The sequence below is a fragment of the Bacteroides sp. 1_1_30 genome, assembly GCF_020982715.1.
Taxonomy (GTDB): Bacteria; Bacteroidota; Bacteroidia; order Bacteroidales; family Bacteroidaceae; genus Bacteroides; species Bacteroides xylanisolvens.
The window spans coordinates 39,997-56,306 of the sequence record NZ_JAJKHN010000031.1 but is presented as its reverse complement, the minus strand read 5'-3'; the positions used below and the strand labels follow the sequence as shown (position 1 = coordinate 56,306).

21 protein-coding genes are annotated in these 16,310 nt (G+C 45.0%); all 21 read left to right on the top strand.

The window, feature by feature from the left end; genetic code table 11:
- The first annotated feature begins 284 nt into the window (after positions 1-284).
- The 21 genes from LPH68_RS11180 to LPH68_RS11080 all read left to right on the top strand — a co-directional run bounded on the left by LPH68_RS11180 (position 285) and on the right by LPH68_RS11080 (position 16,290).
- Complete coding sequence (locus LPH68_RS11180; protein WP_004318183.1) at positions 285-536, top strand: hypothetical protein; 252 nt, start codon at positions 285-287, stop codon at positions 534-536.
- The gene (locus tag LPH68_RS11175) at positions 533-883 is read left to right on the top strand and encodes a hypothetical protein (RefSeq protein WP_004318184.1); all 351 of its coding nucleotides are present in this window, start codon (positions 533-535) and stop codon (positions 881-883) included. The genes LPH68_RS11180 and LPH68_RS11175 overlap by 4 nt, the downstream gene beginning before the upstream one ends.
- Positions 880-1,236, top strand: a complete 357-nt coding sequence (locus LPH68_RS11170) for a hypothetical protein (RefSeq protein WP_004318185.1) — start codon at positions 880-882, stop codon at positions 1,234-1,236. The genes LPH68_RS11175 and LPH68_RS11170 overlap by 4 nt, the downstream gene beginning before the upstream one ends.
- Positions 1,233-1,607 (top strand): hypothetical protein, encoded by a 375-nt coding sequence (locus LPH68_RS11165; protein ID WP_004318186.1) that lies wholly within the window; start codon positions 1,233-1,235, stop codon positions 1,605-1,607. Before LPH68_RS11170 ends, LPH68_RS11165 begins: the two co-directional genes overlap by 4 nt.
- Positions 1,608-1,620: 13 nt before the next feature.
- Complete coding sequence (locus tag LPH68_RS11160) at positions 1,621-1,854, top strand: hypothetical protein (protein WP_004318187.1); 234 nt, start codon at positions 1,621-1,623, stop codon at positions 1,852-1,854.
- Between the two features lie 156 nt (positions 1,855-2,010).
- Positions 2,011-2,238, top strand: coding sequence for a hypothetical protein (locus tag LPH68_RS11155; RefSeq protein ID WP_004318188.1), 228 nt, complete (start codon positions 2,011-2,013; stop codon positions 2,236-2,238).
- Positions 2,239-2,257: 19 nt separating this feature from the next.
- On the top strand, positions 2,258-2,602 hold the full coding sequence (locus LPH68_RS11150; protein ID WP_004318189.1) for a hypothetical protein: 345 nt from the start codon (positions 2,258-2,260) through the stop codon (positions 2,600-2,602).
- Positions 2,603-2,617: 15 nt separating this feature from the next.
- On the top strand, positions 2,618-3,043 hold the full coding sequence (locus tag LPH68_RS11145; RefSeq protein WP_032837731.1) for a hypothetical protein: 426 nt from the start codon (positions 2,618-2,620) through the stop codon (positions 3,041-3,043).
- Positions 3,044-3,119: 76 nt separating this feature from the next.
- The gene (locus tag LPH68_RS11140; RefSeq protein ID WP_004318191.1) at positions 3,120-3,398 is read left to right on the top strand and encodes a hypothetical protein; all 279 of its coding nucleotides are present in this window, start codon (positions 3,120-3,122) and stop codon (positions 3,396-3,398) included.
- Positions 3,399-3,402: 4 nt separating this feature from the next.
- Positions 3,403-4,767, top strand: coding sequence for a hypothetical protein (locus LPH68_RS11135; protein WP_004318192.1), 1,365 nt, complete (start codon positions 3,403-3,405; stop codon positions 4,765-4,767).
- Positions 4,760-5,461, top strand: a complete 702-nt coding sequence (locus LPH68_RS11130) for a hypothetical protein (RefSeq protein ID WP_230296933.1) — start codon at positions 4,760-4,762, stop codon at positions 5,459-5,461. The genes LPH68_RS11135 and LPH68_RS11130 overlap by 8 nt, the downstream gene beginning before the upstream one ends.
- Positions 5,445-6,395, top strand: a complete 951-nt coding sequence (locus tag LPH68_RS11125; protein WP_004318194.1) for a DUF6712 family protein — start codon at positions 5,445-5,447, stop codon at positions 6,393-6,395. The genes LPH68_RS11130 and LPH68_RS11125 overlap by 17 nt, the downstream gene beginning before the upstream one ends.
- 9 nt (positions 6,396-6,404) lie before the next feature.
- Entirely contained in the window at positions 6,405-7,217 is an 813-nt protein-coding gene (locus tag LPH68_RS11120) for a hypothetical protein (protein ID WP_004318195.1), read from the top strand.
- Positions 7,214-7,648 carry a lysozyme gene (locus LPH68_RS11115; RefSeq protein WP_004318196.1) on the top strand — a complete coding sequence of 145 codons (435 nt, stop codon included), beginning with the start codon at positions 7,214-7,216 and terminating at the stop codon, positions 7,646-7,648. Before LPH68_RS11120 ends, LPH68_RS11115 begins: the two co-directional genes overlap by 4 nt.
- A complete protein-coding gene (locus LPH68_RS11110) occupies positions 7,645-8,091 on the top strand; it encodes a hypothetical protein (protein ID WP_004318197.1) in 447 nt (148 codons plus the stop codon). Before LPH68_RS11115 ends, LPH68_RS11110 begins: the two co-directional genes overlap by 4 nt.
- Before the next feature lie 180 nt (positions 8,092-8,271).
- Positions 8,272-8,682 carry a hypothetical protein gene (locus LPH68_RS11105; protein ID WP_004318200.1) on the top strand — a complete coding sequence of 137 codons (411 nt, stop codon included), beginning with the start codon at positions 8,272-8,274 and terminating at the stop codon, positions 8,680-8,682.
- A gap of 33 nt (positions 8,683-8,715) precedes the next feature.
- Positions 8,716-9,021, top strand: coding sequence for a DUF4160 domain-containing protein (locus LPH68_RS11100; RefSeq protein WP_004303371.1), 306 nt, complete (start codon positions 8,716-8,718; stop codon positions 9,019-9,021).
- 6 nt (positions 9,022-9,027) lie between these two features.
- A complete protein-coding gene (locus tag LPH68_RS11095; RefSeq protein WP_004318202.1) occupies positions 9,028-9,267 on the top strand; it encodes a DUF2442 domain-containing protein in 240 nt (79 codons plus the stop codon).
- Positions 9,268-9,272: 5 nt separating this feature from the next.
- On the top strand, positions 9,273-9,500 hold the full coding sequence (locus tag LPH68_RS11090; RefSeq protein WP_004303369.1) for a helix-turn-helix transcriptional regulator: 228 nt from the start codon (positions 9,273-9,275) through the stop codon (positions 9,498-9,500).
- A gap of 343 nt (positions 9,501-9,843) precedes the next feature.
- Positions 9,844-14,145 carry a phage tail tape measure protein gene (locus LPH68_RS11085; protein WP_230296932.1) on the top strand — a complete coding sequence of 1,434 codons (4,302 nt, stop codon included), beginning with the start codon at positions 9,844-9,846 and terminating at the stop codon, positions 14,143-14,145.
- Between the two features lie 9 nt (positions 14,146-14,154).
- A complete protein-coding gene (locus LPH68_RS11080) occupies positions 14,155-16,290 on the top strand; it encodes a hypothetical protein (RefSeq protein WP_004318205.1) in 2,136 nt (711 codons plus the stop codon).
- Positions 16,291-16,310 lie beyond the last annotated feature (20 nt).

Sequence of the window (16,310 nt, the reverse complement as noted above, 5' to 3'; positions counted from 1 at the left end):
CTAATAAACTTTTATTAACGTTTTTTTTTTTTTGTTCAGAATTTAATGCCGACATTTGCCCCTGTCAAAGTTAACACCGCTGGTGCGGTCCGGTGAGTCTCGGTTATTGGCTCGAATAAATAACGGGCTTTTTTTATGCCCGATAAGTGCTTGTTTAATACAAGGCGGTTGCCTTTCCCTAAACTTATAACCCGATCTTCGGACGGTTTGCGGTGTTAATTTTGACGAATTAGGGGAAATGGTAACCGCCTTTCCCATGTAAAATAGTCAAAATTAACACCGTTATGAAAAATGAATTTCAATCCGGTACAAGCTATGTACCTTCGTTCCGTACTGGTAGCACGGACGTAAACACAATCCAACATCGTTATTTTCAGGAACCGAAACATGAATGTACTGTTTGTTCAACTTCTGGGGCTTATTACTTATCTGCTATCGCTTGTTTCTGTCTTACTTTTATCTATCCACCGGCTGTCATTGGTGCAGTTATATGTGTGTGTCGTGCCAAGAAAGCGAGGAAAGGAGGCCGAAAATGATATCTTATTTTATAGAGCTTAACGAATATAAACCACAGAATCGAAAATGTGCTGAAATGGCAGAGTTTGCAAACCAGTTTGGTAACACGCTTTGCCCTGATAAAATTTCCTTTGATGCTTTTAAAACTGAACTGGAAGCAAAGGTAAAGGAGCTGAACGAGAAATACCCTAAAACAATGCCGCTGAAAATATCTTCCGGTAGCGGGTTTATTCATATAGATCAGGACACTAAAACACATAATAACGGCTGTGACAAGCCTGTAGCCTATTTTTTCATTTATCGGGTTAAAAGAATATATAGGTTTTCAGAGCGTCCCCAGATAGAAAAGAAAGGAGGTGCCGAATGATATATACTGAATATCAGCAAGTGTTACTTACTCAATTACAAAACAATGATAAAAGGATTGAGGAAATAAAGAAGGAAAAGGAAGAAATACAGGAAATGTTTCTACAAGAAAGTAAATTTAAACCGGGTGATCTGATACAGATTGATTATAAAATAAGCAATGCTACTTTTAAAGTTCGTGGCTGGATTTTCCGGATTACATTCTGGAGGAATCGCCCGTATTATCACCTGAATTTACCCAAGAAAGACGGTTCCCGCGGATTAAGGGTTAAAAGTGTATGCGACGGGGTACTGGAAAGTATAACAAGTATTTCACATATTAAATTAGAAGACTTAAAAGGAGGTGCCAAATGAATACAAATAATCCTGATATCCTATTTTTCGTTAGACGTGAATACGGCGCGCCTTCCATTGAATTAAGAGCCTATAAGGTGGAGAAGGTTAACAATGAGTTTGCTTTCCTTGAACTTGAACGTTTGCGGTTGGTTGTTTTCTCCGGTGATTTTCAGTCTGTATCACTTCATCACGAGTACGGTAAAAACAACTGTCTGTATAATAGTGCCAATAATATACCGGATTTGATGAAAGACATGAAGAGGTGGCAGTTATCGCCCATTGACAAACGTAATTACGAACGGTTTAGGAAAGTCGCCCTCGGGATATACCGGCAGGCCGGAATAATTGATTTCACTACCTTAGAGACTACACCGATTAAAAACGTTTAATGAAAGATTTGTTATGAAAGATATAGAAGTAAACGGCGCACATATAACAGATGAAAGTGCCGAGATTTTGACACAGTGGCAAACTAAGACGGAACCGGTTTCCGCTTGTTACATCGAAGTTATTGAGGACCTAATCGATTTCCTAATAGAGAAAGGAGATGAAAGTACACCAACAAATGAGGTGTTAAGAAGGATTCAATTATTACGTATGATGAAAAAAGACATCGAAAAGTTGTCTAATCCTTAATATTAACAATTTAGCATACCGGCTGAAAAGGCAGCCGTTGGGTTTAAGTCCCAGGTTAGGGTTTGTTTGTGCCGGGGTGGTTCCCGGCACTCTTTTTTATGTCCTTTTCGTCCGTTTCCGTTCTTCCCACCTTTGCAGTAACCAATGATTCAAATTATGAAAATAGGAACGGACAAATGGAAGCATTTCGGAATTAATTACGCTATATGTGCCCTGTTGGGTGATTATGGTGTTCCCTTTGCCCTGGGTGCTTCACTGGGTAAGGAATACGGGGATGAAATGTCCCCCTGTAATAAATGGGACTGGAAGGATATTCTGGCAGACCTGGCCGGGATCGTGGCGGGTTATTTGACGCATGTATGTATCGTCCGGACTATAATGTAACATTTTCAACTCTACTAATATGACGGAAACGATAATTACAGCGATTATTACAGCTCTTTGCACGGGTGGCCTGACTTGGTTATTCACTCTCCGGTATACCCGTAAACAGGCGGAAGCTGACGCCATGAAGTCAGTACAGGAGGTTTACCAGGAACTGATTGAGGATATGAAGAATGACCGTAAGGAATTGAAACAGCGGATCGACGATGTAGAGAGCCAGTACCGGGAACTCCAGCAGAAATGTAACGAAATGGAAAAGGATATCAGGCAGAACGCCCGCGTAATGGATATCATGAAACCGTTTCTTTGCGGGGTGAAAAATTGCCTGAACCGTAAATCTATCACTTTCGACACTAATAACTAAAATCAATTATGAGACATGGAATCGTACACCTACTTATTCTTATTTGTTTTGCAGCTTGTTTTTACGGTTGTCGTTCTCCTCGCTCTGTTACACGAAAAACGGTTACAGAAGCAACTGGAGAAGAAAAACAAACAACTACTGACGGAGTTATTGAACTTGCGCGGAGAGATTCGAGCCATGAGGAGCACGTACTTGACGTTTACCGGGAAGATAGTACGCATATCCGTATCGACTACGACAGCCTCGGAAGAATTAAAGAAATTGATTTCAGTAACCGAAAAACTGAAAAAAGAACTGGAAAGAATCAAAGCAGTTCCCTCCGGGATCATAAGGAAACTACCAGTCAAACGGAAACAGCCGTTACCCGTAAATCCGACGTTAAGCAACAAAGCCAGGAAAAAGAAAAGACTACAAACGGGTGTAGCCTATGGACGTTCCTAAAATTCATGTTTTTCTTTCTATCCTTCTGCTTGGTACATGATAACTGGGCCAGTATTAAAAACTTTATCCGCCGGCTATGGAAAAAATAAACCTTTATGTAGCGGTAGAACAGATGAAGCGGATTACCATTTCCGGGGGTACCTTTTCTATCAAGTTCCGGAAATGGAACCGTCAGACGCGGGACGGCGGCGACATGGTGATACTTACTGCCGCCCGTTTGAGGAAAAAGGCGACGGATGAAAGCATCGAAAATTCAAGCTATAAACTATTCCTGACGGACACCACAACGGGCCGGCCGCTGAATTGCTGGGAATGTCTGGTAATGGAGTTCAACGGGAAAAGAATAACGATTTAAGATTATGGAAATAAGACGAAGTGGCAACTTTGGAATTATAGATACCGGCACCGACAAGGGTTTGATCTCCTTTTCTATCGGTGGCCGCGGTAAAGGTTGGGAACCTTCCAGCATCCAGTTAAACCGGCGGGGGGCTTTCTTTTCGCGAAAGATCAGCGTAAACGGTACCTTTATCGTTCCCATGGGTGACAATAACGACATGCCGGGCGAGGTCATGCGTTTACTGGATAAATTCTACGCCGGTGAAGGTATTATGGGTAAAATAGCCGGTTTACAGTGGGGAGAAGGCCCGCGGCTGTATGAGGATGCGATCGACGAAGAGAATAACCGTTTTTACCGGCGTTGGAAACTCGATCCGGAAATAACCGCCGACCTGGAGTCGTGGGATTACACGACGGTTCTTCACCGCTCACTCGTAGACTTAACACACATGCAGGGCTTTTTTATAAAGTTTGTCCGGAACCGTGCGCCGCGTGTAGGCAATCCCGGGCGTTTGGTACGGCTGGAACATATTCCCTACCAGAAGGCCCGCCTGGTATATCCTCCCGACGGCGAGGATGAACCGCAGGAAGTACTTGTGGGCGACTTTCCTTATCCTGATCCGGCCTATACTTACCGTTACCCGGTCTTTGATCCGGCCCACCCGTTCAAATATCCGGTTTCTGTGAAATATTATAATATCTATTCCTTTTGCAAGGATTTTATGAGTACACCGCGTTTTTTGGGTGCGCTTGACTGGCTGGAGCTTGCCGGCGGTCTGGCCGCTATCCTGATCGCCTATAACGAAAACGCTTCGGCCATTTCCCTGCATATCGAATCGCCGCAGTCTTACTGGGACCGCGCGGAAGCACGTATAAAACAGGTTTGCGAGCGTACGGGCGAGAAATACACGGCCCAGATGCTGGAAGATTTCAAGGACGAAGCTATGGAGAAATTCGCCTCCAACATTACCGGAAGGCAGAACGCCGGAAAATACATGCACACGACCAAATTCTGGAATCCGGAAGCGAATAACTTTGAGGGCTGGACGGTGGAACCACTGGATAAGAAGATAAAGGATTATGTGGACGCCCAGATTAAGATATCCAATAAGGCGGACGCTGCCGCCACTTCCGGCTTCGGTCTTGATCCGGTACTTTCAAATCTGATTATAGAAAACAAACTTTCTTCCGGATCGGAGAAATTATACAGCCTGAAAGTGTATAACGCTTCTGAAACGGCTATTCCGGACATGATCCTTTGTAAGCCGTTACAGCAGTATATTAATGCCAACTTTCCGGGTACCGCAACGAAAGTAGGGCTTTATCGTACCATAGTGGAAGCGGAACAGAACGTTTCACCCTCTAACCGTATGAAAGAAAATGCGTAGTCTGTTTTTTACACCGAAACCGGAAGATGTGCCGGAAGAACCGGTAAGCGACCGGCAACCGGAAGAGAACCGGGCCGATAACACCCCGGATAAGCATATAAAGGCCCGCCGGACGAAAAACGTTCATTTTGACCGGCGGATAAAATCGGAGCTGCACCTGGAAGAGTGTTTGCCCTGGCATTTTGAGAAAGGGGCGTCTTATCACTGTATCAGTCATGGGGACGTTGACAGCCTTACTTATCTTCGTGTGATCGTGAAGCAACAACCGGTGGAATATGTTCTGATTTCTATCTGGTGTATGGCAATTACCGATGTTAAGGAGGTGGAGAAATGGCTGGAGAGAAAAGACATAGGGCACGCGGATTTTTATGTAGGTGAAATCTTTCAAGGTTCCTACGCGGATGTTTATTTATACCTAAAGAAGGTGGCGGAACGTTTCGGATCACGTGTCTGCATCTTCCGTAATCATGCTAAAGTAATGGCCGGTTTTGGTAACGCTTTTGATTTTGTAATAGAAAGCTCGGCCAATGTGAACACCAATCCGCGCACGGAGCAGACCTGTATAACGATAGATACCGGGCTGGCCCGCTTTTATAAGGAGTTCTACGATGAAATAAACAATTTCACAAAGGATTTTGATAATTGGAAACCATATACATTAAAAAGAGACCGAGCAAATGACGAAGTTATTTAATAAAGGCGGTGACGGTGCCGGTGAAATAGTCCGTGTTCTGGGATTGATCGATAATGATCTTGATTTTACCAAGTGGGAACCTATCTTACCGCTGGGTATTCGGGATTTACAGGCTATCATCGGAACGGAACCCATAGACGCGGTAGATAAGTATTACCGTGAAGATCATGCGGACGGTACGGAACCGGACGGCATGGCGGAAACTTTGCGGCTGATGCAGCAGGCGGTGGCAATGTTTACCTGGTTAAAGGTCATTCCCACTTTAGACGCACAACACGGAACGGCCGGACGTGGCAAACACCTTGGAGAGAATGAAACGGGTATGACCGCCTTACAGGAGTTCAAGGATGAAGAGAATATCCGGAACCTGGCTTATGAAGCCGTAGACGCGTTGGTGGAGTTAATGGACCGCGAAAAGTTTGATTTCTGGATGAACGGCATTAAGAAAAAGGCTATAAACCGGCTTCTAATCCAGAATAAGGAAACGTTCGATGAATATTATAATATCGGAAGTCACCGGCTTTTCTTGGTGCTTATTCCTATGATCCGGGAAGTCCAGGACGGGCAGATAATACCTGTTATCACCCGGAACCGTTATAATGAACTGATTGAAGGCGATACCGTTTTAACGGAGAAATTGCTGGAGTATGTACGCCGCCCGCTTGCACTTCTCACCATAAAAAAGGCCGTTGAACGTTTACCGGTGGAAGTTCTGCCAAGTGGAATCGTACAGGTACAGCAGAGCACAACCGTACGGGATAAATTGCGGGCGGAAAAAGAGGCCCGGCAATCGGTTGCTAACAGTCTGGAGCAGGACGCGGCGGCTTATCTGGATGTATTGCAGGATATCATCAGGGAACTGGATGCGCAGTCGGAAACGATGGATTACTATATACCGGGTGTTACCGTACAATCCAAAGGAATAACCTTTTAATGTCCGGACATGGAGAAGTTTACATATAATAGTAAGACGGTGGAGGTTCCTTCCTGTCTGGATGAAGTCAGCAGTGAGCAGTACCGGCAGTTTCTTATATTGTCGGTACTGATGAACCGCGGTACGATCAGCCCCGGACAGTTCCGCGTAAAATGGCTTTCTTTCCTTCTGGGCATGAAAGCGGATTACACCATGTACCGGCGTGAGATCATCCGAGAGCTGGACGGTCAACTGGAAAAGCTGGACGGCTTTTTCTCTTATACAACCGGTAAGGAGGGCGAGCGGATCGTTACGCCTATTCTGAAAACCGGTCGTAACCTGATGCAGGATTTCGGGGGCTGGCATGGTGTCGGTGACATGCTGAACGGTCTTACTTTCGGTAACTTTTGTGATTGCCTGGATTTGTTGCAGCAAAGCAAACAGGCGGCAGCAGAAAAAGACGATCCGGCTATAAATGAATTCTTCCAGGATATCACGTTAAAGCTTTACCGGTACAAGGACCCGGAGAAGACGCCGGCCGTTCCTTCCTTGCTTGCCATTCATGCGGTAAACTTCTTTTCCGCCGTTTGGGAAATGGTTCTTTCCGGACCGGTTTATATCGGTGGTGAAGCTATCGACTTTCGGATATTGTTCCAGAAGCTGGCATCCGAGGACCGGAAGGCGGACGATAAAACCGGCTGGACCGGGATAGTCTTTGAGGTGGCGGCTTCCGGCGTGTTCGGAAATAAGAAGGAGGTGGACGATACACCCTTTTGGGATGTATTGCTTTATCTGTATAAATGTAAGTTTGAGTATTTACACCAAAAACGTAACAAGAAATGAGAACGACAACAGGAACAAAAAACAAGATCAAGAAATTCGAGGGGTTACGCCTGAAAGCGTATGTATGTGCCGCGGGAGTATGTACGATCGGTTACGGTCACACGATCGGCGTAAAACCGGGTGATGTTATCACCGAGGCCCAGGCCGATGCTTTCTTTGAATCGGATATCAGGGCGGTAGAAAACCAGGTAAACGCGCTTCCCCTTCATTTGGGACAGTACCAGTTTGACGCGGTAGTAAGCTTTTGCTTTAATGTAGGTATCGGAAAATTCAAGAAATCAACGCTTTATAAGAAGATCAGAGCAGATGCGTATGATTCATCCATACCGGCAGAGTTTAAAAAGTGGATATACGGGGGCGGTAAGATTCTTCCGGGGCTTGTTACCCGCCGTGAATGGGAGGCGAAACGTTATCAGGGATTGACAATATGATAGATATAAAGGTTTACCGTGAATACTGGGAAGGCGTGCAAAAACGTATTCCTGAAATAAAGAAGGTGCTGCCCGTTACCATTGACGAGGAAATGAGTAAGACGATACAGGGACTATCTAAAGAAGAATGTCCGGTGCTCTTTATTCTGATCCCGTCGGGAACGGGTGCCAGCCTTTCGGCTGACAATGTGAGGGAAAATAATTTATGCGTTATTTTCCTTATGAGCAAGTACGATCCCCAACGGAAAGGGGCTTATGAGACTATCGAAGAGGTACAGCCGGTTATGGAACGTATCAAACAAATGCTGATAGAAGATTCTGCCACCGGTTGCCCTGTCACTAAGGAACTGGATTTAACCAGCCTTTCCACTCTTCCGGAATCCGGCTTTTACCGGACGTTTGCAGGGTGGAGCCTGGCTTTCTCATTTAAAACAAGATTCTAATGGATGCTTTTGCGTGGTTCTGGTTAACTGTCATAATAGGTATTATTACAATAGGTGTAAATGATGTGCTATGTACCTATTGGAAATATAAATATACCTCAAACAAGAAAAATGAAACTGTTAAGGATGAATCCGGGGAAAGGCACATTATTTCCGGATTCTCAAAAAATGAATAACTGAATGGCCGAGAATTTTAAAACGGATTTCTTTACCGACCGGATCGGGCGTGGAATACAGGACATATTTCAAGCCCAATTGGATATCGCTACCAAACGGATTTACCAGAAAGGCCGTGAACGTAAGAAAGTACAGGGAACCGGGGAGATCATCCAAGGGCGATCCGGTGCATTAATGGCCGCACTACAGAACCCGAATTATTCGGTCGTTCCGGACGGCGAGGGGGTAATTGCACATTCTAACCTTCCATTATATACCCGCTTCCTGGATATGAAGAAACACGGTAATTACCAGATTTATAACCGACAGATATACGGGATTCTGTATCATGACACACTCGGGAAGATTAAATATGAATATCAGGATTATGTAAGGGAAAGGATAAAAGAAATGTTTGCCAGTTCGCTAAAATAGGTAATAAAATTAATACCTAAATATTTGTAGGTAATGATTTTATTACCTATCTTTGTTTCAGTAACCAATAAAACAAAGTTTATGCCTGAAATTTGTAGATTCTTCGGTATTATTATATTCCTCTATTGGAAAGATCATAATCCGCCACATATTCATTTTACTTATGGTGATTATGAATGTTCTATTAGCGTATTGGATCGGATTGTAGACGGTCAGGCTCCAGCTAAAGTTATTGCAAAAGTAAATGAGTGGATTAACTTGCACGAGGCAGAAATACTTTCTCTTTGGGAAAAGGCCCAAAAAGGGGAAAAAATAGATAAAATTGAACCATTAAAATAAACGCTTATGTTACGAGTTATAGATGTGGATTATATTAGGAATTACGAGCTTCTTGTTACTTTCAGCGACGGGAGTAAAAAGATCGTAAATTTGGAACCTTATCTTACAGGTGAGGTTTTCGGGGAGTTATTGGATAAGGAAAAATTTGTTCAATATGGTTTAACCCGTGCTACTATTGAATGGGCCAATGGTGCCGACCTTGCACCGGAGTTTTTATATGAAATTGGTATAGCTGCATATTTTTAGACCCTATGAATGATTGTTTAGCTATTCAAGATAAGAAGGAAGAAACTTTCTTATATCGGATTTTTATTTCTCACCCGGAACTAAATGCTTCTGCGGTGGCTCGACGTATGGGAATAAGTCAAAGCCTTATGTCTCAATATATAAGTGGAATAAAAAAGCCCTCACAAGAACGGGAGGCCCTAATAGTAAATACTATTAAAGATATCGGTAAAGAACTAACGATGATTGTATGACATACGAAGATATTTTATTTTTGATCGGCTTTTTCCTGGTAATATTTTTTTTCGTAGGATGTAAGCATAAACCGGCTACTTTATCCGGGTGGCTTGCTTTTGCCTTTCTTTCCTTTATCGTGACGCCTCTTATATCGGTTCCTCTAACCTGGTACATTTGCTGGATGATAGATCGGGCAACAATTAAGGATAAAGAATGTTTTGATCCTTCGGATTTTACCTTTAAGAGATAAAATACTTTCTTCTTAGTATAATAAGCCTGTAGAATGGTTCTACGGGCTTTTTTTGTGTCCTTTTCCGCCACTTTACACCAGGATAATTTTGCCTTATAAAATTTACTCTTATGGCAAAATTAAAACCTGACTATATCGAATGGGTGTTAACCCTGAACGCCTCCGATGCGCAGAAGGAAATACATAATCTTTCAGAAAAGAACAAGGAGCTCCGGGATAGCAATAAGGAGATAAAAAAGGCTATGACCGATTTAATCGCCACAGGGAAAGCTGGTGGTAAACAGTGGAAAAGGCTTGATGAGCAACTGAAAGAAAATAATAAGACGCTCGGCGAGAATAACAAGAAGATTGCCGAATGTGAGAAACGGCTGGATAAAACCACCATGAGTGCCAACCAGCTGGCAAGGAAGGTAAACGCCTTGCGGAAAGAGCTTCGCGATACGGTGAAATCCTTGCAGCCGGAAAAATATGCCGCCCTGGAGAAGGAACTGAAAGAAGTTGAGAAAGCATACGGGCAGGCCACGAAAAAGGCGGAAGGTTTCGGCGGTTCCCTTCTTTCCCTGAATAAGATAAAAACGGTTCTGGCCGGTGTGTTTGTCACTATCGGCGCAATGATAACCGGACAGATTGTCGGCGGGCTAAGGGATGCGATCAGTACTATTATAGAGTTCGAGAAGAAAAACAGTACTTTGGCCGCTATTCTGGGAACCACGAAAAAGAGTATCAAGGATTTAACAGATGAAGCGCGCCGGCTGGGTGCTACTACTTCTTATACGGCCGCACAGGTAACGGAACTTCAGATAGAGCTTGCCAAGCTGGGATTTTTTAAAGAGGATATTAAAGCGATGACGCCTTCCGTGCTGAAATTCGCTAAGGCTGTGGACACTGATCTTGCCTCGGCTGCTACGCTTGCCGGTGCAACATTGCGTATTTTCAACCTTGATGCGGAAGATACGGAACGGGCACTTTCTACTATGGCAATAGGTACAACGTCTTCGGCCCTGAATTTTGAATACCTGAATAGTGCAATGTCTACCGTCGGCCCGGTTGCTAATTCTTTCGGATTCACAATCGAGGAAACGACCGCCCTTTTGGGAGCTTTGGCAAACAGCGGTTTCGACGCTTCATCGGCAGCGACGGCAACACGTAATATTTTGCTTAACCTGGCTGACAGTAGCGGCAAACTCGCGCTTGCTCTTGGCGGTCCGGTTAACAACCTGGATGATCTGGTAAAGGGACTTAAAAAACTAAACAGCGAAGGAATAGACTTGAACAAGGCCCTTGAACTGACCGATAAACGTTCCGTTGCAGCGTTTAACACTTTCCTTAACGGTACCGATACCGTGCTGGCACTTTGCGATGCGGTAACAGGTGCGGAAGACGCCTTTAATGCTATGTCCGAAGAAATGGGTGATAACGTTCAGGGTGCATTAAACCGGCTAAGTTCAACTATTGAAGGGGTAGTTTTACGTTTCTATGAATCAAAGGGTATTCTCCGGGATTTAATAGACCTTGTTACGCTTATGGTGGAAGGTGTGGGTGGTATGATCGACATGTTTAATAAATGGGGTGTTGTCACTTATACCGTTACCGCTTATTTGGTTTCCTACTATGGAGGACTGAAAATCGCTACCATGTGGCACGCCCGTTTTAAAACGGCGACCCTTGCTTCGGTCGTTGCAGAGAAAGCGCACGCCGTACAGCTTTATATCAGCCGGGCGGCTACTCTGGCTTATGCGGCGGCCCAGGCATTGCTGCACCTGAATATTAAAAGATGTACCGCCGCCCTTCGGTTAATGAGGATCGAACTTTTGAAGAATCCATATACGGCCCTGCTCGCGTTACTCGTGGCAGCCGGTGTTGCTATCTACCAGCTTGCAAAGAAGACGGAACAGGCTTCGGCGGCGATGAAGGCCCACCAGGAAGTCGTAAAGAAAGTGAATGAAGAATATGCCAGCCAGGAAGCAAAAATAAAAACTCTTGTAGCTGCTATCAATGACGAGAACCTTTCCAACTACACCCGTAAACAAAGGCTCGCTGAATTAAAAGAACTGATACCGGATTATAATGCGGAATTGAATGAAGAAGGCAGGCTCATAAACAACAACAAGGAGGCTATAGATCAATATTTAGTTTCCTTGGAAAAACAAATCAAGTTGAAAGCTTACCAGGAGGAACTGGAAGAATTGTACAAGAAAAAAAGGAATCTTGAAAGCCAGGAATCAGAGCAAAGCGACGCTTACTGGGACACCCGCCAGCAAAATACATTGTCAGGATATAACCGGAACAGTCTTACCGCTAAAATAAGCCGTTTATTTGGTACGGAAAAAGAGGCTAACCAGTTGAAAGCCCTACAGACGACACAGAAGGATTTGGCCGGTATAGAATCAGCAATCGCCCAGATCAATAATGATATCTTAAAAACAGAGGCGACGGCCACTTCATTAACCGGGACCAATAAAGAAAATATAAATACTGAAACATCCCTTATAAAGAAACTGGAGGCCGAAAAGAAAAAGGTTCAGGAGCAATGGGCGGAAGACAGCGAAGCGAATATCGCCAAGAAAAACAAGGAAATAGAACGTATCGACGCCGAAATAAAACGTTTAAACGAACTGGGGAAGGTCAAAAAGAAAGTGGAAGCAGGGGAGTACAAAAATACGGAAACGGCCGCCACATTAAAGCCTCTGGAGATCGAGCACGAAAAACGTATGCTTCTAATCAAAGAGAACCGGGAAAAGGAAAATAAGACGGAAGCCCAGTATATTCTTGAAGGGACGGCGGAAAACCTTCGCTATTACCGGGAACGTATTGACGCCCTCCAGAAGCTGGAAGCAAAAACGCCGGCCCAAAAGAAGAAGTTACTCGATGAAATCCACAAGCTCGAAACGGAAGCGCAGACGGCCATTTTTACGGAAACCGGCAAGCAGGAGGACGCCCGTATAAAACTGGCACAGGAGAAACGGGATGAACGGTTAAAGATCGAAACTGCCTATTACAACGTCCAGAAGGACACCATGGAAAAAGCGGTATTAAACCAGAGAATAACGCAGGAAGCCGCCGACGCCTATATGCTGGAAGTTGAAGCGGAGCACGCCGCAGAACTTCTGGAGATAAACCGTACTTACCAGAATGATATTGCCGCTTTGGAAATTACCGGCAAACAGAAACGTATAGAAACAGCGACGGAAGCGGCCGACGCCGTGCGTGAGTCTGAAATGAAGTTATTGCGTGATCGGGCGGCCATTGCCCAAAAAGTACGTGAAATAACTTCCGTTCCGGTAGGAATAACCGGTATGCAGGAAGCACACCGGAAGCAGGTTCAGGATGTAGAAACGACTTATAATGCTATAATTGAGATAGCGAGGCAGGCGGGAATTTCTACCGTTGGTTTGGAGAAACAGAAACAGCAGGAAATTAGCCAGCTTGAATTTGAATACCAGAATAGTTTATACCAGATTCAATCCCAGATCGGCGTATCATGGGCACAGGAATACCAGAATGAACTGGCCCTGTTAAAGAATCTGCACGATCAGGAATTAATAGATGAAAAGACATACCAGCGTAAAAAGCTGCAAATGCAGATGAATAACGCTAAAAAATACTTTGACTATTATTCCGGTCTTTCCTCTTCCATGGTGGAAGCCATTCAACAAGCCGAAATCGACCAGGTGGAAGCAAAATACGATGTTCTCATACAGGAAGCCGAGAACAACGGTGAAGATACTGCCGCCCTGGAAGAAGAGAAGGAAAATAAGAAACTGGAGATTCAAAAGAAGTACGCGGATGTAAACTTTGCTATCAAGTGTTCCCAGATCATAGCAGATACGGCCGTTTCGATTATGAAGGCGTACGCGGACCTCGGGCCGATTGCCGGAACCGTTGCTGCAGTAATGCTTGCGGCTACCGGTGTGGCCCAGCTTGCATCGGCCAAGGCAGAACGGGACAGGATTAAAAACATGTCCTTGAAAAACACCACCGGCAGCAAGACCGCCACGGCTGAACGTGTTGTTTCCGGTTCTTCCGGTGGTGGGTATTATGAAGGTGGTTACACCGGTCCCGGCGGACGTTATGAAGTGGCCGGCGTGGTTCATAAGGGGGAATATGTGGTACCACAGCCGGAAATGAATAATCCTAAAGTGATCGACGCCGTTAGCACTATCGAAGCGATCAGGCGGCAGCGTACCAGTGCCAACCCGTTACCACAGAATCCGGGTGAATATTATGAAGGCGGTTACGTGACTTCCCCTGCAGGTGATTCTTCCTACCGGGAGTTCCTGGAAGCGGCAAAGGAGCTTCGCGCCTCCTGTGAGGCTATCAAATTGATAAAGGCCTATATCGTTTACCAGGATTTGGAGAAGGCCAAAGAAACTATAGATAACGCCCGCGACACCTTTACACGCGGAAAATAAGTAATCATTATGCTAAAGATTAAGACGAACAAAGGTTATCTGGACTTAGGGGGTGACTTTACCGTACAGATCGACGAGAAATCCCCCGTCATGAACGACCGGGGATCACAAACCGTACCGGTCACGGTTCCCGTCACTGCCAACAATGCAGGGATAACCGGTTTTGCCCACCGGCTCGACATGGGTGTAAAACCGATGAATGAAGATCAGACATGTACGGTATTGGACGGGGTGTATAAACGTACCGGAAAGATAAATATCGTTTCCGCCGGCAGGACGGAAGGAATTACTTTAAATATCGGTTTTGACAATTCGGAAGCCTACAGCGCCTGGAAAGCAAAGAAACTGAACTCGATCACATTACCCAGCATAAGCGGCGGTACCGTTAGCGGTCTTATGTCCTCTATAAACTGGTTCTTCACGGATTCCCATGAAGATTTTGCCATATTTCAAATAGTAGTCAAAAATGATTCCAAGGACGGCACGTATTACCCGCAATACATAAACCGTATCACTTTGGATTCAAACGGTGAATATGCCTTATGCTATCAGGCAAGGACGGAAACACTACTGATAAATGATACCCCGACCGAAACGAGTTTACCGGAAGGGTACGGCGTGGCCCCCTTCTTATACGTGCACCGTGTCCTGGACTTTATATTTTCAGAATTTGGTTATACTATAACCGAAAATCCTTTTAAGACGGACAAGGAACTTTCCAGCCTGGTAATCCTGAACAATGCCGCCGACTGTTGCGTGACGGGTATCCTCAATTATGCCGATTTAATGCCGGATTGTACGATTGAGGACTTTTTAAACGCGCTGTATGTACGTTTCGGACTGGTTTATAATGTCTCTTCCGATACGAAAACGGCCACTTTAAGACTGATCCGGGATATAATGGAAGATGAACCTGCCGTTGATCTGTCCCGGAATCTGACGGCGGAACCCCTTATCAATTATGAAACGGCCCGTCAGATAAAGTTATCGGCCAAAACGTCTTTTACCGGTGCCGCGCCTTCGGTGGAACGGTACGAGGACTATATCAAGGGGAACGAAAAAATGGTTATCCGTGTAAGCCGTTTCGATCCTTCCCAGGCCTCCGTGTGGCTGAACTACGAGAAGACCACCGGCAACTGGTACAAATGGGATTCGGGCAACAAGAAGCATACGTTATCATCATCCAGTTTCTTTAACTGGGACCGGAAGACGGAAAACGTAGAGGACGAGGAGCTGGCGAGCGATGATGAATGCGTGTTTATGGATTTTGCCCCGAACGGCCTTCTTTCCCCGTATTACCTGGCCGGGTATGTGCACCGTTATACCTACCTGAAAACCTCTTCCGATGATGAAGAGGATTCGGAAAAGGAGGAGACGCCGCTTTCCTTCGCTTTCGCTTTTACAAAGGCCGTTACGGAAAGTACGGATTATTCCTTCGGTTCTATTTTACCATACGCTCCGGACGGCGGAGAAATTACGTTAAAAGACGGCAGCAAACATACGATATCGCTTTTATTCCAGTTTGAAGACGGTCTGTTTGCCAAGTTCTGGCAGAAGTATGACGCCGTATTAAGGCACTCTTTTAACCAGGTGGACACAAACACCCTTTTACCGGTTCACCAGCTTATGAAAATGGATGTCTTGACCCCGGTAGCCCTGCGGGGGCAGTACATGCTTCTGGACGGCCTTTCCTATTCGCTTCCTGCGGGTAAACTGGTACCGGTAAACATTACGTTGCGTTCCCTGCGTCTGATCGGTCCCTATAATCTGGATAATGAACAGGGCATTCCCGTGTGGGGCGGTGCTTCCTACGTGTGGGTCGTATATTCTTCCAATTTGCAGAGTGTACAGGCCGGAAGGGTGGAATATTGGGAAGATTATTACCGTTATCACTGGATGTATGCTGTGTACGGTTGCCGTGTATCGAATACGATATATGACGGGTATGTTACGCCGTCAACGGATGAGGATATATTAAAAAATCCGCCCACCGCACAGGATAACATCATAGAAAAAACTTACAAATGTAAGATAGAGGTTGAAATCGAGGTAAACGAGCGTTCCGGCGCGGCCAACTATTTTTGTTACGAAACGGAAGAAGTCGAATACCAGGTAAGGTTTGTCGCATCGAGGGTGCTTAGCTGATCCCGTCCTTTATTCTTCCT

What these genes read in the sequence shown, in the direction of transcription:
- LPH68_RS11120 (WP_004318195.1), top strand. Translation starts at nt 6,405, where the DNA reads ATGGAGAAGTTTACATATAATAGTAAGACGGTGGAGGTTCCTTCCTGT.
- LPH68_RS11170 (WP_004318185.1), top strand. Translation starts at nt 880, where the DNA reads ATGATATATACTGAATATCAGCAAGTGTTACTTACTCAATTACAAAAC.
- LPH68_RS11080 (WP_004318205.1), top strand. Translation starts at nt 14,155, where the DNA reads ATGCTAAAGATTAAGACGAACAAAGGTTATCTGGACTTAGGGGGTGAC.
- LPH68_RS11160 (WP_004318187.1), top strand. Translation starts at nt 1,621, where the DNA reads ATGAAAGATATAGAAGTAAACGGCGCACATATAACAGATGAAAGTGCC.
- LPH68_RS11175 (WP_004318184.1), top strand. Translation starts at nt 533, where the DNA reads ATGATATCTTATTTTATAGAGCTTAACGAATATAAACCACAGAATCGA.
- LPH68_RS11155 (WP_004318188.1), top strand. Translation starts at nt 2,011, where the DNA reads ATGAAAATAGGAACGGACAAATGGAAGCATTTCGGAATTAATTACGCT.
- LPH68_RS11145 (WP_032837731.1), top strand. Translation starts at nt 2,618, where the DNA reads ATGGAATCGTACACCTACTTATTCTTATTTGTTTTGCAGCTTGTTTTT.
- LPH68_RS11180 (WP_004318183.1), top strand. Translation starts at nt 285, where the DNA reads ATGAAAAATGAATTTCAATCCGGTACAAGCTATGTACCTTCGTTCCGT.
- LPH68_RS11130 (WP_230296933.1), top strand. Translation starts at nt 4,760, where the DNA reads ATGCGTAGTCTGTTTTTTACACCGAAACCGGAAGATGTGCCGGAAGAA.
- LPH68_RS11150 (WP_004318189.1), top strand. Translation starts at nt 2,258, where the DNA reads ATGACGGAAACGATAATTACAGCGATTATTACAGCTCTTTGCACGGGT.
- LPH68_RS11140 (WP_004318191.1), top strand. Translation starts at nt 3,120, where the DNA reads ATGGAAAAAATAAACCTTTATGTAGCGGTAGAACAGATGAAGCGGATT.
- LPH68_RS11090 (WP_004303369.1), top strand. Translation starts at nt 9,273, where the DNA reads ATGAATGATTGTTTAGCTATTCAAGATAAGAAGGAAGAAACTTTCTTA.
- LPH68_RS11110 (WP_004318197.1), top strand. Translation starts at nt 7,645, where the DNA reads ATGATAGATATAAAGGTTTACCGTGAATACTGGGAAGGCGTGCAAAAA.
- LPH68_RS11165 (WP_004318186.1), top strand. Translation starts at nt 1,233, where the DNA reads ATGAATACAAATAATCCTGATATCCTATTTTTCGTTAGACGTGAATAC.
- LPH68_RS11115 (WP_004318196.1), top strand. Translation starts at nt 7,214, where the DNA reads ATGAGAACGACAACAGGAACAAAAAACAAGATCAAGAAATTCGAGGGG.
- LPH68_RS11095 (WP_004318202.1), top strand. Translation starts at nt 9,028, where the DNA reads ATGTTACGAGTTATAGATGTGGATTATATTAGGAATTACGAGCTTCTT.
- LPH68_RS11125 (WP_004318194.1), top strand. Translation starts at nt 5,445, where the DNA reads ATGACGAAGTTATTTAATAAAGGCGGTGACGGTGCCGGTGAAATAGTC.
- LPH68_RS11135 (WP_004318192.1), top strand. Translation starts at nt 3,403, where the DNA reads ATGGAAATAAGACGAAGTGGCAACTTTGGAATTATAGATACCGGCACC.
- LPH68_RS11100 (WP_004303371.1), top strand. Translation starts at nt 8,716, where the DNA reads ATGATTTTATTACCTATCTTTGTTTCAGTAACCAATAAAACAAAGTTT.
- LPH68_RS11105 (WP_004318200.1), top strand. Translation starts at nt 8,272, where the DNA reads ATGGCCGAGAATTTTAAAACGGATTTCTTTACCGACCGGATCGGGCGT.
- LPH68_RS11085 (WP_230296932.1), top strand. Translation starts at nt 9,844, where the DNA reads ATGGCAAAATTAAAACCTGACTATATCGAATGGGTGTTAACCCTGAAC.